Annotated in this window: 17 protein-coding genes, 1 tRNA gene and 3 pseudogenes; 12 read left to right on the plus strand and 9 right to left on the minus strand. The window is 53.5% G+C overall.

The features are described 5' to 3' along the window. Positions 1–18: 18 nt before the first annotated feature. A protein-coding gene (locus F8562_RS01025) for an IS3 family transposase (protein WP_094909581.1) occupies positions 19–1,166 on the minus strand; the annotation gives its coding sequence in 2 pieces (ribosomal slippage) (positions 19–929 and positions 929–1,166; 1,149 coding nt in all). A 279-nt stretch (positions 1,167–1,445) separates the two neighbouring features. Here F8562_RS01025 and F8562_RS01030 point away from each other — a divergent pair. The 3 genes and pseudogenes from F8562_RS01030 to F8562_RS01040 all read left to right on the plus strand — a co-directional run. After that, positions 1,446–1,586: pseudogene (locus F8562_RS01030) on the plus strand (putative holin); the annotation flags it as partial. A 64-nt stretch (positions 1,587–1,650) separates the two neighbouring features. Beyond that, positions 1,651–2,058 (plus strand): phage terminase, encoded by a 408-nt coding sequence (locus F8562_RS01035; RefSeq protein ID WP_014838889.1) that lies wholly within the window; start codon positions 1,651–1,653, stop codon positions 2,056–2,058. Next, complete coding sequence (locus F8562_RS01040; protein WP_071886337.1) at positions 2,027–2,221, plus strand: hypothetical protein; 195 nt, start codon at positions 2,027–2,029, stop codon at positions 2,219–2,221. Before F8562_RS01035 ends, F8562_RS01040 begins: the two co-directional genes overlap by 32 nt. Here F8562_RS01040 and F8562_RS01045 read toward each other — a convergent pair. Next, positions 2,218–2,397: pseudogene (locus F8562_RS01045) on the minus strand (type II toxin-antitoxin system PemK/MazF family toxin); the annotation flags it as partial. The gene F8562_RS01040 and the pseudogene F8562_RS01045 overlap by 4 nt on opposite strands. A gap of 3 nt (positions 2,398–2,400) precedes the next feature. Here F8562_RS01045 and F8562_RS29415 point away from each other — a divergent pair. Further along, a pseudogene (locus F8562_RS29415) lies at positions 2,401–2,703 on the plus strand (molybdopterin-dependent oxidoreductase); the annotation flags it as partial. Positions 2,704–2,862: 159 nt separating this feature from the next. On the opposite strand, the gene F8562_RS01055 reads toward F8562_RS29415, so the two are convergent. Further along, positions 2,863–3,777: a LysR family transcriptional regulator gene (locus F8562_RS01055; RefSeq protein ID WP_014838891.1), complete on the minus strand. Its 915-nt coding sequence runs from the start codon at positions 3,775–3,777 to the stop codon at positions 2,863–2,865. A 100-nt stretch (positions 3,778–3,877) separates the two neighbouring features. Here F8562_RS01055 and F8562_RS01060 point away from each other — a divergent pair, with 100 nt between their 5' ends. Then, positions 3,878–4,876: an aldo/keto reductase gene (locus F8562_RS01060; protein ID WP_014229982.1), complete on the plus strand. Its 999-nt coding sequence runs from the start codon at positions 3,878–3,880 to the stop codon at positions 4,874–4,876. A gap of 37 nt (positions 4,877–4,913) precedes the next feature. Here the strand turns inward: F8562_RS01060 and F8562_RS01065 are convergent, their stop codons facing one another. Then, positions 4,914–5,840, minus strand: coding sequence for a LysR substrate-binding domain-containing protein (locus F8562_RS01065; protein ID WP_014838892.1), 927 nt, complete (start codon positions 5,838–5,840; stop codon positions 4,914–4,916). 179 nt (positions 5,841–6,019) lie between these two features. On the opposite strand from F8562_RS01065, the gene F8562_RS01070 reads away from it, so the two are divergent. Next, positions 6,020–6,625, plus strand: coding sequence for a glutathione S-transferase family protein (locus tag F8562_RS01070; protein ID WP_014838893.1), 606 nt, complete (start codon positions 6,020–6,022; stop codon positions 6,623–6,625). Positions 6,626–6,746: 121 nt separating this feature from the next. On the opposite strand, the gene ldtA is transcribed toward F8562_RS01070, so the two are convergent. The 3 genes from ldtA to nac all read right to left on the minus strand — a co-directional run bounded on the left by ldtA (position 6,747) and on the right by nac (position 9,741). Next, a complete protein-coding gene (ldtA, locus tag F8562_RS01075; RefSeq protein ID WP_009653331.1) occupies positions 6,747–7,688 on the minus strand; it encodes a L,D-transpeptidase in 942 nt (313 codons plus the stop codon). Positions 7,689–7,766: 78 nt separating this feature from the next. Further along, a complete protein-coding gene (gene cbl, locus F8562_RS01080) occupies positions 7,767–8,717 on the minus strand; it encodes an HTH-type transcriptional regulator Cbl (protein WP_014229985.1) in 951 nt (316 codons plus the stop codon). A gap of 106 nt (positions 8,718–8,823) precedes the next feature. Next, positions 8,824–9,741, minus strand: coding sequence for a nitrogen assimilation transcriptional regulator NAC (gene nac, locus F8562_RS01085; protein ID WP_004852321.1), 918 nt, complete (start codon positions 9,739–9,741; stop codon positions 8,824–8,826). Positions 9,742–10,071: 330 nt separating this feature from the next. Here nac and F8562_RS01090 point away from each other — a divergent pair. Beyond that, a tRNA-Asn gene (locus F8562_RS01090) sits at positions 10,072–10,147 on the plus strand. 149 nt (positions 10,148–10,296) lie between these two features. Here the strand turns inward: F8562_RS01090 and F8562_RS01095 are convergent. Both F8562_RS01095 and F8562_RS01100 read right to left on the minus strand, forming a co-directional pair. Further along, positions 10,297–10,782: a hypothetical protein gene (locus F8562_RS01095; protein ID WP_014229986.1), complete on the minus strand. Its 486-nt coding sequence runs from the start codon at positions 10,780–10,782 to the stop codon at positions 10,297–10,299. Beyond that, positions 10,766–11,587 carry a winged helix-turn-helix domain-containing protein gene (locus F8562_RS01100; protein WP_014229987.1) on the minus strand — a complete coding sequence of 274 codons (822 nt, stop codon included), beginning with the start codon at positions 11,585–11,587 and terminating at the stop codon, positions 10,766–10,768. Before F8562_RS01100 ends, F8562_RS01095 begins: the two co-directional genes overlap by 17 nt. Positions 11,588–12,391: 804 nt before the next feature. Between F8562_RS01100 and F8562_RS01105 the strand changes: the two genes are divergently transcribed. From F8562_RS01105 to F8562_RS01125, 5 genes are all read left to right on the plus strand, one after another. Then, positions 12,392–12,892 (plus strand): helix-turn-helix transcriptional regulator, encoded by a 501-nt coding sequence (locus F8562_RS01105; RefSeq protein WP_014229988.1) that lies wholly within the window; start codon positions 12,392–12,394, stop codon positions 12,890–12,892. 39 nt (positions 12,893–12,931) lie between these two features. Continuing rightward, a complete protein-coding gene (fimA, locus tag F8562_RS01110; protein WP_014229989.1) occupies positions 12,932–13,474 on the plus strand; it encodes a type 1 fimbrial major subunit FimA in 543 nt (180 codons plus the stop codon). A gap of 72 nt (positions 13,475–13,546) precedes the next feature. Beyond that, positions 13,547–14,086 (plus strand): fimbrial protein, encoded by a 540-nt coding sequence (locus F8562_RS01115; RefSeq protein ID WP_014838896.1) that lies wholly within the window; start codon positions 13,547–13,549, stop codon positions 14,084–14,086. Positions 14,087–14,132: 46 nt separating this feature from the next. Beyond that, positions 14,133–14,843, plus strand: coding sequence for a fimbria/pilus periplasmic chaperone (locus F8562_RS01120; protein ID WP_014229991.1), 711 nt, complete (start codon positions 14,133–14,135; stop codon positions 14,841–14,843). A gap of 75 nt (positions 14,844–14,918) precedes the next feature. After that, a complete protein-coding gene (locus tag F8562_RS01125; RefSeq protein WP_042934124.1) occupies positions 14,919–17,546 on the plus strand; it encodes a fimbrial biogenesis usher protein in 2,628 nt (875 codons plus the stop codon).

Below are 17,546 nucleotides of genomic sequence, written 5' to 3' on the forward strand. Positions count from 1 at the left end.
TGAATCGCCACGGATAACCTAGACACTTCTGAGTCGTTGATAATATAGGTTTTCATATTCAACTGGTGGCATCTGCTCGCTCGAACCATGCCGACGCTTACTGTTATAAAACATTTCGATGTAATCAAAAATATCGCTTCTGGCTTCGTCTCTAGTTCCGTAGATCTTTTTCTTAATCCGTTCGCGCTTCAGTAGCTGGAAAAAGCTTTCCGCAACCGCATTGTCGTGGCAGTTTCCGCGACGGCTCATGCTGCCTTCCAGAGCGTGTGATTTCAGGAACGACTGCCACTCATGGCTCGTGTACTGACTGCCCTGATCAGAGTGAACCAGTACCTGCTTTTGAGGATTACGCCTCCACACCGCCATAAGTAATGCGTTCAGGACAATCTCTTTTGTCATTCGGGGTTGCATTGACCAGCCGATAACTTTTCGGGAGAACAGGTCAACCACCACGGCCAGATACAACCAGCCTTCGTGGGTTCGGATGTAGGTTATGTCCGTAACCCAACGTTCATCCGGTGCTTCCGGGTTGAACTGCCGCTGGAGCTTGTTGGGCGTCACAATACTGGCTTCACCTTTACGCGCCCGTGGACTTCGGTATCCGACCTGAGCCTTTATCCCCACACGTTGCATCAACCGCCAGACTTTGTTTACACCGCATTGTTGCCCGGAATCCCGCAGATCGAGATAGATCTTGCGATAGCCATAAACACAGCCCGACTCCAGCCAGAACTGCTTAATATGTCCCGTCAGCTTCAGGTCAGCATGAAACCGTCGTGAATGTGGCTGCTTAAGCCAGGCGTAAAACCCACTCGGATGCACATCCAGCACCTGGCAGAGCAGACGGACAGGCCAGCAACGATTGTTGTCACGGATAAAGGCGTACCTCAGTCGGACAGCTTTGCGAAGTACGCCGCGGCTTTTTTTAATATATCCCGTTCGTCAGTAACCCGCTTTAACTCCTTCTGGAGTCGGCGGATCTCGGCCTGAGCATCTGACTGTTCATTATTAGTGGAAGAATCCGGACCGTACTTCTTTATCCAGGCGTAAAGGCTGTGGGTGGTGATATCGAGACGAGTTGCAACGCTGGAAACAGAATGACCACGATCAACAACCTGTTTGACTGCTTCAATTTTAAACTCTTCAGGATAACGCTTACCGCTCATGGGCACCTCTCTTTAAGTCATCTTAAATGACTCTGGGGTGTCTGTTAAACCCGTGGCGATTCAGGTTTCATTTGAGAAATATGTAATATCTGAAAAGAGATATTCAAGATGAGTGATAAATCCAAGAAAAAATCTCAACAACAGAATTAATCTTCAGGAAGCCCGATATCTGTCGGGCTTTTTTCTGTCCGGGGGCAAATTACTCTGCACCCCATTCCGACACACACTATCTCCTGATCTATTCAGCCTACGGGCACATTAAACTTCAGGAGTCACCTCATGTCGTTACTTCACAAGGTACGTCACCAGCGACTGCGCAACTGGATCATCCTCGCCGTTGCGCTTCTGGCCGCTATCGCCGTCATTTCCCCTGAGCAGCTCGGCGTCACGCTGTACAAGCTGTCGCTGATTTCCATCGCCGCTATCCTCGGCTATCACCTCGACCGGGCTCTGTTTCCTTATGCCAGTCCGGGGAGTTACCCGGATGATTGCGGCCTATCGTGTTCGCTTCGCCAGCGGGTTCCAGGTGGCAGCGCTCTCTTCCCGACCTGCCAACATCCGTGGTCTTCAGGGAGTCGTCATTATCGACGAGGCCGCATTCCATGCTGACGTTCAGGGGGTACTGGATGCGGCCACCGCGCTGCTTATCTGGGGCGGGCGTATTGTGGTCATCAGCTCAGAGAACGGCAAAAATAACCCGTTCCACCAGTTCTGTAAGGATATCGAAGAGGGGCGCTACGGTGACGATGCTGCAGTGTTACGTATCACCTTCGATGATGCAGTGACGAACGGCCTGTACGAGCGGGTCTGCGTGATGAAGGGCGAAGCGGCAACCGTCGAGGGGGAAAAAGACCTGGTATATCCGAGGTTCACTCAACCCAGCCTTACGTAACCCGCTTCTATTGGTGGTCATTTTGGTGGTCTTGACAGAAAGTGGATTCAGGTTTAGCTTGAATGTTAGCCAGTTACTGGCAAAGGCGATCCCAGTCAGAGGAGCCAAATTTGAAAAGCCTGCTTTTGAAGCAGGCTTTTTGCTTTTCTGCGTCCTGCGTTAACTTAAAATTGCATCCAGCCTGGCAAGCACTTCATTTACCACAGCGTCTGGTATGCGTTCCAGCCGCTTGCCGTTCCGGGCAGCCATATCAATGGTTCAGGGCTGGTCGCAGCGAATAACGCCCAACGTTTTTGTCCCTGCCCCTTCCAGTGAAACGGTGAAATCTGCCGTGCGAGCAAAGTACCGCTAAAGCGCTTCCTGCTGCATGTCGGCGCCGATCTCAGCGCGCGCTTGTCGGCTTTCAGTGCGCGGACGCTACTACACCTGTATTGATATGGCCACCGCGCTGCATCCGCGACCCCTTCTGACGCTGGATTTTGCAGGTAAGTCGTTGGCTGCGGAATAGGTTTTTCCGCTACGATTGCGGGTGCCGACCAAACTGGGTTCAAAAACGCCAGGCATATCGCCGCCATTTTCGTCAGCGATACCAACCCCGGCGGCTACCGGGAGGATCGGGGCTACAACGGGTTTAGCGGTATTTAGCGCTCGCACTGCCCCGGTACCCCGGAACCGGGCAGCGTTAACGGCGCGGGATGGCGACCGGACGACAAAGCCGCAGAAGCGTCAGGCGTACAGACGATACAAAAGAGGGTGATAAAATCAGTTTTTCATCCCGTCTATTTTCACCCGCCGTTTCACATGCTATTGCTCCAGGATATTTTTATTCATCGACATCACCCATGTTATAAATGTTCTCAGGGGGACCGGGATATGTTTGCGGCTCGGATAGTAAATATTAAAACGATCGGCAGGATAACGATAATCAGACAGTAAGCGGACAAGCCCGCCTTCTTTAATTTTATCCTGAACCAGATTCTCATACACAAAGGCAATACCCAACCCGGATTCCGCAGCCTGTATCATCGCCGCATCGGAATCCATCACCAGATCGCCCTTCACAGCCACTTCCGTTATAACGCTCGTAGCGCTAATAAACTCCCAGCGGTACAGATCCCCACCTGGAAAGCAACGATTAATGCATCTGAAATTAACGAGATCTTTTGGTGAAGAGGGTGCGCCGCATTTTTTTATAAAATCCGCACTCGCCACTGGAATAAGAGATAGCGGCTCTCCAAAGGGTATGGCAATCATATCTTTAGGCACATCTTGCGTATAGCGTATACCCGCATCAAATCCTGAATCTATAATATTAACTTTTCTGTCCGTGGTGAATAACTCAAGTTTAATATCCGGATACTCATTTTTGAACGGTGCGAAGTAACGTTGAAAGAAGAGATCCAGCACAATGCGTGGCAAATTTAGTTTCACCACCCCTTCCGGCTTTGCTCTGTGCTCATTAAGGTTATCAATCACCCGCCTGTAGTCATTGAGCACAGGAGTAACGTCATTCAGAAACTCCTCGCCGATAGCGGTCAGGGAAAGACTGCGCGTAGAACGATTTAAAAGCCTCGCGCCCAGTTTCTCTTCCAGATTATTTATGGCAATAGTTAACGTTGGTGGAGAAATATTCAACTCTTTTGCTGCCTGACGAAAACTTCCATGCTTCACAATAAGAATAAGCATTTCTACATGTTGCAATTCGGGAATATTTTTCATTGTTAACATCCGTAAAATACTGCATTAGAAAGAGATTAATTGTTGTGAGTGGAAAAGGGAAGTATATATTTCAGCACATTGTACGAGTGAGGAAAATAAAATGGAAACACGTTATCTGGGAAAGAACAAATTTCAGGTGTCGGCATTAGGTCTGGGTTGTATGGGAATGAGTTTTGCCTATGGCGGAGCCGAAGAGTCGCAGGCAATTAACACCATTCACGCTGCGGTTGATTTGGGCGTCACCTTCCTTGATACCGCAGAAGTTTATGGCCCATTTGAGAATGAAGTGCTGATCGGAAAAGCAATCAAAGGCGTTCGCGACAAGGTACAGATTGCGACCAAATTTGGTTTCCGCATTCTTCCTGGCGGTCAGGGGCTTGAGCGTATGGCCGGCGTTGACAGCCGTCCTGAACATATCCGCGAAGCGGTAGAAGGCTCCCTAAAACGTCTCAACGTCGAGACTATTGATCTCCTTTATCAGCACCGCGTTGATCCCACCGTCCCCGTTGAAGACGTAGTGGGAACAATGGCAGATCTGGTCAAGGAAGGGAAAATTCTCCATATCGGACTTTCCGAGGTCTCTGCCAATACTTTGCGCCGGGCCTGTGAAGTTCATCCGATCGCCGCCGTTCAGACCGAATATTCTCTCTGGACCCGCGAGCCGGAAGAAAACATTCTTAAAACTTGCCGCGAATTAGGGGTAGGATTTGTGCCCTATAGCCCGCTGGGTCGTGGATTCTTAACCGGCAAAATCACCGATCGGTCCGGCTTCGCCGAGGATGATTTTCGGCGCAATCTTCCTCGCTTCCAGCACGATGCCATGCGGAAAAACCAGCAGCTACTCAGCCAGCTGCGGGATGTGGCCGATAAATATCGCTGTACCCTGGCCCAGCTCGCTCTCGCGTGGGTGATGAGTAAAGGCGATGATATTGTCCCCATTCCCGGCGCGCGCCAAATCGCGCATTTGCAGGATAATGCCGGCGCGGCCAGCCTGGCTATTTCCGATGTTGATATTAAACTCATCGATCGCATCTTTACCCCTGACAATATTCACGGATTAAGATATACCCAGGGTGATTTTCATTTAATCGATAAGTAACATCCTGCTATAAATTCTCCCGCCTTTCCGGCGGGAGCTAAGGTTTACCGTCTCGCGCACATTTCTCCTCCACCGCGCCAGTTTGCTGGCGCCATGCGGTAACCTCCTCATCAAGCCAGGCCTTAAATAGAACGGCTTCGTTTTTCTGCTCTGCGCCCTGCGATGAAACCAGCCAGTAAGGCCACGGATAAGGGGCGGTGAAAGACGTAAGCTGTACCAGTTCACCCCTGGAGAGCGCATCCTGGACTAAAGAGCGGCGTTCCAGCGCGATACCTTTACCGAGCCGGACTGCCTCCAGCACCAGGTTTGAGTCGTTGATGCACAAACCGCCTGGCACAATCTCTCTTTCAAGCCCCGCGTTGATACACCATGCTTTCCACGACTCCATGGAAAAGATAATGTTGCTCTTCGCTATCTCTGACGGCGTACGGGGGAGCACGCCGCCGTTATAGGTTGGCGCGGCCACAACGATAAGCTGATCGGAGAAAAGGTAATGGCTCTCCGTTCCTTCCCAGTCGCCTTTTCCCATGCGTATAGCCAAATCCGCCCCTTCCTGCTGCATGCTGGTTATCGCCAGGCTCGCCTGTATTCGCAGCGAGATATGGGGGTATTTCTCCCGAAACCGTTCCAGGCGAGGCAACAACCAGTGGCAGCCGAACGAGGGCACCATCGCCAGGGTCAGCTCCTGCCGGCGGGGGTTGACCTGCACCAGCCGGGTGGCATCAGCAATATGGTGCAAAGCCTCGCGGACCTGTAAGGCATAGAGCCGCCCTTCTTCATTAATTTGCACGCCGCGGCCGTGACGGATAAACAGCTTGAGGCCGACCATCTCCTCCAGCACTTTAATCTGCTGGCTGATGGCTGAATGCGTAACGTGTAGCTCTTTCGCCGCCAGCGTCACGCTGCCAAGACGCGCCACGGCTTCAAAACTACGTAAACTCGCAATAGGGGGAAAATCCGCCATGTTACCGCTCCCACAACCTGACGCGTAAAACGTGACCCACAATCTGTCAGTAATACTAACCCAACCGGTAAGATACTGAAGATATTCGCCATGACGAATTTACTGTACTGTTTCTTCACCGCCGGCAATGAAGCATTAACCTCAGCCTATTTCACCAGCACAGGAAAACAGGAATCATGATGAAGCTTATTGGCATGATGGATTCGCCTTATGTAAGGCGCGTGGCGATTTCCCTTGAACTCTACGGCGTCGAGTTTGCAAGTCACCCGCTGTCCGTATTCAGCAGCTTTGAAGCCTTTTCCAGGATAAACCCTGCGGTCAAAGCGCCGACGCTGGTGCTGGATAACGGAATTCGCCTGATGGATTCGTCGCTGATACTCTCTTATTTTGAAGCCCAGGCCGCCCCGGGGCGCAAGCTGCTGCCGGTCTCGCCGGAGGCGCTGGCAAGCGATCTACAAACGCTGGGCTTTATTCTCGCCGCGGGTGAAAAGGCGGTACAAAATGTCTATGAACACAATCTGCGCCCGGCGGAAAAGCAGCATAATCCGTGGATAGCGCGCATCACGACTCAGCTGCTGGCAGCCTGCAGGGAGTGGAACAGGCTGCTGGAGGAGCGTCCGGCGGCCGCGGTTCCCGATCAGGTGGCCGTAACGAGTACGGTTATCTGGACCTTTATTCAGTCAACGATCCCTCACGTGGTTCATGCGGGAGACTTTAATCATATCCGGTCCGTTGCCGAATTATTTGAAACCCATAGCGCCTTTAAAAAACATCCCTTTAGCTAAAGCATCAGCTCAATGCGATGAAGCTAAACCCTGAACGCGAATCGCCACGGCAACCGAGAGCGCCCGGCAACCGCGGGCGCGTTATCCTGATGGAAGAAATCGCCTGGCGTGAGGGAAAGGGTTAAAAACCGCTACCGGCGTGCAGTGCTGCACGACCAATCTCCACCGGCATCCCTGAACGGCGTTCAAGCGCCTGCTCCGCGTGATTCACATCCACCCCCTCGCCCTTCACAAAGGCCTGAATCGCCGGCGTGATGGGGAGCGGCACCTTCCGGTCCGATTCATACTCCGCGCGGTTACGCGACAACGGTTCGTGAACCTCAACCCAGCGGCTGCCGTCCGGCTCGGCGGTATACTTCACCGGCTGGTCGATGATTTGCACGCGCGTCCCGACCGGAACGGTATCAAACAGGTATTTGATGTCGTCGTTACGCAGGCGAATGCAGCCCTGGCTCACGCGCAGGCCAATGCCGAAATTGGCGTTGGTGCCGTGGATCGCGTAGAGCCTGCCGATGTAAATCGCGTACAGGCCCATGGGATTATCCGGCCCTGCGGGCACAAACGCGGGCAGGCTTTCGCCACGGCTGGCGTATTCACGACGGGTATTGGCAGTGGGCGTCCAGGTCGGCGCCTCCTGCTTACGCTCCACGGCGGTGACCCAGTTACGGGGAGTTTCGCGTCCTGCCTGGCCAATGCCAATCGGCAGAACGTCAACCGTTGTGCCATCGGGCGGATAGTAGTAGAGACGCATTTCAGCCACGTTGATCACGATCCCGTTGCGAACCGTGGCGGGCAGGATAAGCTGCTGCGGGACCACCAGCGTGGAGCCCGACTTCGGCAGATACACGTCGACGCCGGGGTTGGCCTCAAGCATATTGCTCAGGCCCTGACCGTACTGAGCGGCGAAGGCCTCCAGCGGCTGGGTATTGTGTTGCGGAATGGTGATGGTCAGCGGGCTGCCCACCAGGCGGCTTCCTTCCGGCGGCAACGGGTAGCTCACCGCCAGAGCGCTCTGGCTGGTGAGGATCATAATAAGAGAACAAAGCAGTTTCACACGCCGCACAATTTCCCTTCCTTTGTGGCGATAATCGTGAATGAATTATAGCTTCGTTTACTCTTTCATATCTGATTTATCATCCTGCTAAATCTGATAATCGATTGCGGCCTCTTCCGGCTCCATCGCCTGACGTTTAATTTCCTCCAGCGACAGCCCTGCGTTACACAGTTCAATAAAGCGCCAGACGTAATTTCGCTGCAGCTGACCGCGCTTCAGGCCCAGCCAGACGGTATTGGCATCGAACAGATGGCGGGTATCGAGACGCGTAAAGGTATCAGATTCCCGCGCGTCGCCTGACTGTTCCGCCACCAGCCCCACGCCCAGCCCCAGCTCGACGTAGGTTTTGATAACGTCGGAGTCCTGAGCGCTTAATACGATATCCGGCATCAGCCCTTTACGGTTAAAGGCTTCGTCAATACGTGAACGCCCGGTAATCCCCTGGCGATAGGTAATGAGCGGCCAGCGGGCGATGGCATCGAGGGTTAACGGCGTCACCTGGGTCAGCGGATGATCTTTGGGGACCAGCAGGCTGTGGTGCCAGCGGAACCAGGGGAAAGCCACCAGCGTCGGGTCGTTGCTCAAGCGCTCGCTGGCGATGCCGATATCCGCGCCGCCGTTGTGCAACAGCGCTTCAATTTCCTGCGGCGTCCCCTGAACTAATTCAAGACGTACGTCGGAAAAGAGTTCGCGGAAGGCTTTGATCACCGGCGGCAGGCTATAGCGCGCCTGGGTGTGGGTGGTGGCGATGGTTAAGACGCCGGACGCATCGTTGGTAAACAGGTCCGCCAGGCGACGAACGTTGCTGGCTTCATTCAGAATACGCTCGGCAATCGACAGCAACGCTTTGCCCGGCTCCGTCATCCCCAGCAGGCGTTTGCCGCGGCGGATAAAAATCTCGATCCCCAGCTCTTCTTCCAGTTCACGAATATGACGGCTGACGCCCGATTGCGATGTATAGAGCATATTGGCGACTTCCGTCAGGTTGTAATCCTGACGGGCCGCTTCACGAATAATTTTGAGTTGCTGGAAGTTCACCCTTTCCTCCGGGCTATCAGACATAACATATGCACTATTGTTAAAGTCTGTTGTCCCTGCTAACAAATAATAAAAACCAGCAACTTATTCCATTCAGGAATATAGCCTAACTGACTAACAATAATTCACGGTTTTCCAGCGACGGACGGCTCACCAGCGACATTAAAATTTCCTTAACCGCCTGCGCCTGCGGCGACAGACTGCCGCGTGCCGACATATTGACCGACAGCGACAGGCTCATTGACGGCGTGCTGATGCGCGCCATCCAGCCATTCGCCGCGCTGCACAGCGAACGTGCGGCGGACTCAGGCAGAACGGTGACGCCCATGCCGCTGGCAATAGCCGCCGTCAGGGTGGTAATGGATTCAATTTCGCCGATAATTTTTGCCGACAGTCGACGCAGAGTGAAGGCTTCGGTGACCCTTGCGCGAACGGCGCTGTAATCACGCGGCAGGAACAGATTCATTTCCGCAACCGCCGTCAAATCCACGCTCTGCCCCGGGCAATCCCGGGTTCCGACCAGGTAGAGATCTTCCTTCAGCAGCGGCTGACTGACGATCCCGGCGACCGGGGAACGTTCATAGAGCACGGCCATATCCAGCTGACCGTCGATAAGCTTATCGTTGAGGATCGTTCCGCTGCTTTCCTGCAGATAGACCATAACTTCCGGCAGCTCGTTACGCACCGTTTGCAGCAGCGGCATGGTAATGGCCGAAGCCGCCGTGCCCGGGGCCAGCCCAATTGACACCTGGCCGCTTAGCGTCTGACCGACGTTGTTAACCGCCAGCTGCGCCTGCTCGCACTGACGCAGGATAGTCCGGGCGTGGGTGTAAAGGATCTTGCCCGCTTCGGTCGGCGTCACGCCGCGCTTGGTGCGGATCAACAGCTGCTGGTCCAGCTCGCCTTCCAGGGTCGCAACCTGCTGGCTCAGCGCCGGTTGTGCGATGTGCAAGACTTCAGCGGCCTGGGTCAGACTGCCGATATCGACGATTTTCACAAAATACTTCAGTCGTCTTAAGTTCATTTTGCCTCCTGTAAGGAACACCAGTACCAACACTGGCCGTTTAGATGCAGAAGGTTTTGCAATTTGCTTGCCAGCTTTTTTGCAGGGACGCAAATGCCGCTGCAGGCCGCGTAATAAGGGATACTGATAGCAAACCGCGATTTTGTTGCCCGGTAAGCGGATTGCGGTATGCCCCATTAGGGGTATAAATGCACCGCAACGGTGCATCCGGCGGCGCAATGCCGTAAAAACAGGCACTCTGCTGAAATTGTCAGCAAACGAACAAGTTAAGGTGATTCAGGCTTTGACAAGGGGGATGGTCATCGTTAATATGCGCCCCGTTCACACGATTCCTCTGTAGTTCAGTCGGTAGAACGGCGGACTGTTAATCCGTATGTCACTGGTTCGAGTCCAGTCAGAGGAGCCAAATTTAAGAAGCCTGCTTTCGAGCGGGCTTTTTGCTTTCTTACTCTCTCATTTCAGCCAGATCGTCTTCTTTAGTAACCCCCGCACGCGTTCTGCAACCGCCTCACTCCTCTGGCTGTAACAGAGGAAAAACCTCATAACTTATTAATATCAATTGTTTACGCAAATAAACGAGGGTGAGTACAGGCTGCGGACGATCCAGCCATTTTTCATCTTTTGTATCTTAATATAGCGTCCCGAGTCCGGATCGGGGCTAAAAAAGACTTTTTGCATCATTCCCTCGATCATATTGTCGGCTTTCCGCTTCGAGATGGTCGTTTGGGTTAAGTGGTAAATGTTATTAGCTTTCTTTGCGTAGATGAAATGATACGATCTTTCGACATTGTACTTGACGTTATCGACGATCACTTTTCCGGAAACGTCAAAATAGCCGCTGTTATTTCCCCGCATCAGCAAGAAAGTTTTAAAGTTTGCATCAAAGCCAAATGAGCCCGATTCAATTCGCAAATTTGCGGAACAATCAAAATCGTTTTGCTGATGAAAATGATTTATCAGCCAGCCGCAAACAAAAACAGCAAATAAAATTGACAACAGAACATAAACGCTCTTTACCTTAACGTTATTCAGGAATTTCATAATCAGGCCTATAGTAGTTCTCACATGAATACAGCGCACCTGGTTTTATTTTTGAGTAGATACAGTGGGCCAAAAAAACCCTTCCCTCATTGGCTTTTAATACAGATTCCGAAATATTAAAGTAAAAAACGCTGTTGCCTAAGCACACCATTTTCTGCTTTGCGATCAGCTGGCGGACCAGAACCATCATCTTTTGCTGTTGCTCATTCGGTATGGCGTTAAAAGTTCTGACCGGGCAAGAATCAATGCTTCCCAGATAATAGCCTTCATCCTGGCTGGCCGCAAAAATCAGGCGATATCGGTCGGCACTCACGCTCCAGAAAAGGATAACCAACACAAATAGCGCAAGCAGCGCATAGCCAGACTTTTTTGCCCATCCCGCAGAAAATTTACGTGTTCCCTTATGTGCACAGCCGCTGCTGCTTAACGCAATAGCTTCCGCATCGTTTTCATTACGTATGGCGGGGGCTGAATTATCCACTCTCTCAATCAGTATGCTCGCGGACACCATAAACCCAACCCGGGGCACGGTAACGATAATCTCCTCGACACAGCCCATATTCCTGAAGATGGCTCTCAGGTCAGAAATATATTTATTGAGGCTATGGCTAGAGGTCCGCAGCCCATGCGCATCCCAGACTTTTTCAAGTATCTCGTTCCTGTAAACCACATGCTCCCTATGGTCTAAAAGGAACTTAAGCAGGCGGCTTGTGGTGGCTGTCAGCGTGACGCATGAGTCTTCATCGAGCCATATCAGCCCGTCATCGCTCCTGAAATGGATCGTTCCTTGAATTTTGTAGATCATAAACCTGCCTTACAAATAATCCTCAGTCGCATACAATCCGCACATCAGGCACATGCGCAGTATTTCATACTGATAATAACCTTAACTTTATTGTAAATTGAATTTTAACACCTAAAAACCAATAAAAGAGAATACATATAACTAAAAAAAAACACAATGCTATTATTGCCTTCATCGAAACACACGGCGTAACCAGGCCCATCTGAGCTAACCTTGCGCCTGAAACAATATAGACCACCAGAACATCATTCGGGATGTATGAGCTGAACGCGTCCTGAAGCTGTGAGAACCGAGGAGATAAATGATGATTAAATAATACCATCACGCAATCAACTACCTGATACATGAAATGGCCAAGGATGATATTTTCACCGCCTGAATTAGCGTCCTGAAGACAGCGTAAAAGCGAGAATCCGGACATCTCTATAATGGATATGCACAGGCAGATAAAAAGAAATCTGATTGGCTAAAGATAAAGATGTCAGACATTTATCAAGGAATGTTCCCTAAGAAAATTCCAATACAAAGAGTGTGCCTATTGTTCAGGGGTTAATGATAACTCAACCCTATCATTTTTAATTTACAAAAACCTATAAAAAAACAAATTATAAACCTTTAACGCCATTTACAATGAAAATCACAAACAAAACACCCACAAAATGATAACTTTGCAGTGGTTACATCTTTTAGAGCCTCAGCCGCATGCTTCATTGAGACGGGTGATGTTAGATTACTCTCAATTCGCTGAATGGTTTTATTAACGATGAGTTAAAGGTCAACCCAAGGATGAGATCGCGTTCAGATATGAATCTATCAACTAATATTTTATCTAAGGATAAATATTTTACTCTGGGCCTGATTGAACTGCTTGGAGAAGAATTTATTGACAATTTCTTTTTGATTATAGATTTGGACTCTAACGACCTTTCGGGTTCGGAGTGGATTTATTTTTCAAATAAAAACATTGTTGCCTTCGCCTCCAGCGACTTAGCTTTTTATAAGTCCGAGCTATTTGAAAAAATAACCGTACTGGACAAAAAAAGTAATACCAGAAGCATCCTGAATTTCTTTTTAAAGAAAGAAACCTCAGGAAATTATCATACAAAGTACCGGCTAAGCCTGCGTGAAAAGCAGATGTTAAGCATGTTAAGCAGAGGGGAAAGCAACCAGGAGATCGCAGAAGAGTTTGGCGTGAAACTTAAGACTATTTATACGCACCGCCGCAACCTGATGAATAAATTAGGTTGTAAAAACAGGATTACGTTTCAAAAGTTATTTTTCAACAATAAATGTTTTTTTAAGTGAAGCATAGCTTCAGGATTATTCATAAACAGGAGTTTTATCATGAACAAATTAGCACTTATCGTTATTTCAGCACTGTCCCTGAGTTCTGCTGCGGCTCTGGCCGATACCGTTACGGTGAACGGCGGTACAGTGCATTTTAAAGGGGAAGTGGTTAACGCGGCCTGCGCAGTCGATGCTGGTTCTATCGACCAGACCGTTCAGTTAGGCCAGGTTCGTTCTGCAAAGCTGGCGACCGCAGGCAACACCAGCACGGCTGTCGGCTTCAATATCCAGCTGAATGATTGTGATACCACCGTCGCCACCAAAGCCTCCGTCGCGTTTACCGGCACGGCGATTGACAGCGCCAACCCAACGGTACTGGCCCTGCAGAACTCCGCCGCGGGCGGCGCGACTAACGTCGGCGTACAGATCCTTGACCGTACCGGTACCCCGCTGGCGCTGGATGGCGCCGCCTTCGGCGCGCAAACCACGCTGAACGATGGCACCAACGTTATCCCGTTCCAGGCTCGCTACTACGCGACTGCCGCAGCCACTGCCGGTACCGCTAACGCTGACGCCACCTTTAAAGTGCAGTACGAGTAATTTTTTCATCAGGCAGGGAAGCGCGTCGGGCCAGGACGGCCCGTTATCCGAATAAGAGTAAGGGTGATAACGATGCAAAGAATGAAGTCTGGTCTGTTGATTTTATTGCTCCCACCGCTGGCGCTGGCAGGAAACCAGTGGGACACCATGCTGCCCGGCGGGAACATGCGCTTTCAGGGGATAGTCATTGCCGAGTCCTGCCGCGTTGAAGCGGGCGACCGGCAGATGACGGTCAAGATGGGGCAAATCAGCAGCAATCGGTTTCATTCGGCCGGGGAGGACACCAACCCCGTCCCCTTCGATATTCACCTGCAGGAGTGCAGTACCGCCGTGAGCCAGCGCGTTGGCGTGGCGTTTCACGGCGTCGCCGATGGTAAAAATCCGGACGTCCTCTCGGTTGGCGAGGGTCCCGGGATCGCGACCGGCATTGGCGTTGCCCTGTTTGATAAAACCGGCAGTCAGATCCCGCTCAATGCGCCCGCAGGGGCATGGACGCAGCTGCACACGGGGCCAACGACGCTGCATTTTGTCGCCAAATATCGTTCCACCGGGAATCAGGTCACCGGAGGAGCGGCAAATGCTCAGGCCTGGTTCTCCCTGACCTACCAGTAATCAGCGCCGGTAACAGGAATTCACCGTGAGAAAGAAAGAGATAAGCATGAAAAATAGACGGGCTACCACGCGCGGGATGCGCGGTTTACTGGCAGGACTCCTGCTGCTCTCCACCGCCGGTTTTACCGCTCAGGCGCAGGCCGGCGTGGCGCTGGGCGCGACCCGCGTGATTTATCCGGCCGGACAGAAACAGGCTCAGCTGGCGGTGACGAATAACGACGACAGCACCTATCTGATCCAGTCATGGGTAGAGAACGCCGATGGCGCGAAAGACGGGAGCTTTGTCATTACCCCGCCGCTGTTCGCCATGCAGGGGAAGAAAGAGAATACTCTGCGCATCCTCGATGCCACCAATGGCCGGCTGCCGCAGGACCGGGAAACGCTGTTCTGGATGAACGTCAAAGCAATTCCATCGATGGATAAATCAAAGCTCAGCGAAAACACGCTACAGCTGGCGATTATCAGCCGTATCAAGCTTTATTACCGCCCGGCCAAACTGGCGCTACCGCCGGATCAGGCCGCGGAAAAGCTGAAGTTCCGCCGCAGCGGAAGCTCACTCACGCTGATTAACCCAACCCCTTATTACCAGACGGTCACCGAGCTCAACGCCGGAACCCGGGTGCTGAAAAATGCGCTGGTCCCGCCGATGGGCGAAGCCAGCGTCAGTTTACCGTCCGATGCAGGTCGCGAGATTACATACCGGACGATTAACGACTACGGCGCACTCACCCCGCGTATGAAAGGCGTCATGCAGTAACTGACCGGGGAGCAGCGCTCTCCCCCTGAACGAAAAAAAATAACGATGGCCGGGCGACTTTGGACCGGAGGGACTATGTCACATCTGAAATATGGACTCGACCACTTGGGCTCCCGGCGAATGACTCCAGGATCTGCTCGCGTATTCGCGCAGATCCCCCTTGCCCTTTTACTTTCCTCACCGGCTTTTTACGCGCAGGCGGAGCTCTATTTCAACCCACGCTTTCTGGCGGACGATCCCGCCGCCGTGGCGGATCTGTCCGGTTTTGAAAAGGGCCAGGAGCTGCCGCCGGGTACCTATCGCGCGGATATCTACCTGAATGACGGGTATATGACCACCCGCGATATCACCTTTAATGCCGCTGAAAAGGGCCACGGACTGGCCCCCTGCCTGACCCGCGGACAGCTGGCCAGCATGGGCGTGAATACCGCGGCCATTGCCGGAATCGACGTGCTGGCGGCGGATGCCTGCGTACCGCTAACCGAGATGATCAAAGACGCCACCACCCGCTTTGATGCCGGGCAGCAGCGGCTGTATCTGACCGTGCCCCAGGCGTTTATGGGCAACCGCGCCCGCGGCTATATTCCGCCTGAGCTCTGGGACCACGGAATTAACGCCGGGCTACTGAACTACAACTTCACCGGCAACAACGTGCACAACGACGTCGGCGGCAGCAGCAACTACGCGTACCTGAACCTGCAGAGCGGGCTGAACCTCGGCGCCTGGCGCCTGCGCGACAACACCACCTGGAGCTACAGCAGCAGCGGCAGTTCGACGACCAATGAAAACAAATGGCAGCATATCAACTCGTGGCTTGAGCGTGATATTACGCTACTGCGTTCGCGCCTCACGCTGGGCGACAGCTACACCAACGGCGACGTCTTTGACGGCATTAACTTCCGCGGCGCGCAGCTAGCTTCCGACGACAATATGCTGCCGGACAGCCAGAAGGGTTTCGCCCCGGTCATTCACGGGATTGCCCGCGGCACGGCTCAGGTATCGGTCAAACAGAACGGCTATGAGATCTACCAGAGCACGGTGCCGCCCGGCCCGTTTACCATCAACGATCTCTACGCCGCGGGCAACGGCGGCGACCTGCAGGTGACCATCAAAGAGGCCGACGGCAGCAGCCAGGTGTTCACCGTCCCCTACTCGTCCGTTCCGGTGCTCCAGCGCGAGGGCCATACCCGCTATGCCGCTACCGCCGGTGAGTACCGCAGCGGCAGCAATCAGCAGGAGAAACCGAAGTTCTTCCAGGGCACCCTGCTGCACGGCCTCCCGGCGGGCTGGACGCTGTACGGCGGCACCCAGCTGGCGGACCGCTACCGCGCCTTTAACCTCGGTGTGGGAAAAAACATGGGGGATCTGGGGGCACTGTCGCTGGATATCACCCAGGCTAACGCCACCCTGCCCGATGACAGCGAGCATCAGGGGCAGTCGGTGCGCTTCCTCTATAACAAGTCGCTGACGGATACCGGCACCAACATTCAGCTGGTGGGCTACCGCTACTCGACGCGCGGCTACTTCAGCTTCGCCGATACCACCTACAGCCGGATGAGCGGCTACAACGTCGAGACCCAGGACGGGGTGATTGAAGTGAAGCCAAAATTCACCGACTACTACAACCTCGCTTACAACAAGCGCGGCAAAGTGCAGCTTAGCGTCACCCAGCAGCTGGGGCGCACCGCCACGCTCTACCTGAGCGGCAGCCACCAGACCTACTGGGGCACCGGCAAGGCCGATCAGCAGCTCCAGGCAGGACTCAACGCCGCCATCGACGATATCAACTGGACGCTCAGCTACAGCCTGACCAAAAACGCCTGGCAGCAGGGGCGCGACCAGATGCTGGCGGTCAACGTCAATATTCCGTTCAGCCACTGGCTGCGTTCCGACAGCAAGTCGGCCTGGCGGCACGCCAGCGCCAGCTACAGCATGTCCAACGATCTGAACGGCAGAACCACCAGCCTCGCCGGGCTGTACGGCACGCTGCTGGAGGACAACAACCTGAGCTACAGCATGCAGACCGGCTACGCCGGTGGCGGTGAGGGCAACAGCGGAGGCACCGGCTACGCGGCGCTGAACTACCGCGGCGGCTACGGCAACGCCAACGTCGGCTACAGCCGCAGCGACGGCATCAAACAGCTGTACTACGGCCTGAGCGGCGGCGTGCTGGCCCACGCCGACGGCGTCACCCTGAGCCAGCCGATGAACGACACGGTGGTGCTGATCAAAGCCCCCGGCGCAGACAACGTCAAAGTGGAAAACCAGACCGGGGTTCAGACCGACTGGCGCGGCTACGCCGTGCTGCCCTACGCCACCGAATACCGGGAAAACCGGGTGGCGCTGGACACCAACAGCCTGGCCGATAACGTCGACCTGGACGATGCGGTGGCCAGCGTGGTGCCGACCCACGGCGCCATTGTCCGCGCGGAATTTAAGGCCCACGTCGGGCTCAAGCTGCTGATGTCGCTCATCTACAACGGTAAGCCGGTTCCCTTCGGCGCGCTGGTGACTTCTGACGGCAGCCAGGCCAGCAGCATCGTCGCCGATAACGGCCAGGTCTACCTGAGCGGGATGCCCCTGGCGGGCAAAGTGCGGGCGAAATGGGGCGAAGGTCCGAACGCCAGCTGCGAGGCTGACTACAGCCTGCCGCCGGAAAAACAGAACCAGATGCTGATCCCGCTGTCCGCCGAGTGCCGCTAA

Source organism: Klebsiella sp. RCJ4, assembly GCF_009025755.1.
GTDB lineage: Bacteria > Pseudomonadota > Gammaproteobacteria > Enterobacterales > Enterobacteriaceae > Klebsiella > Klebsiella michiganensis.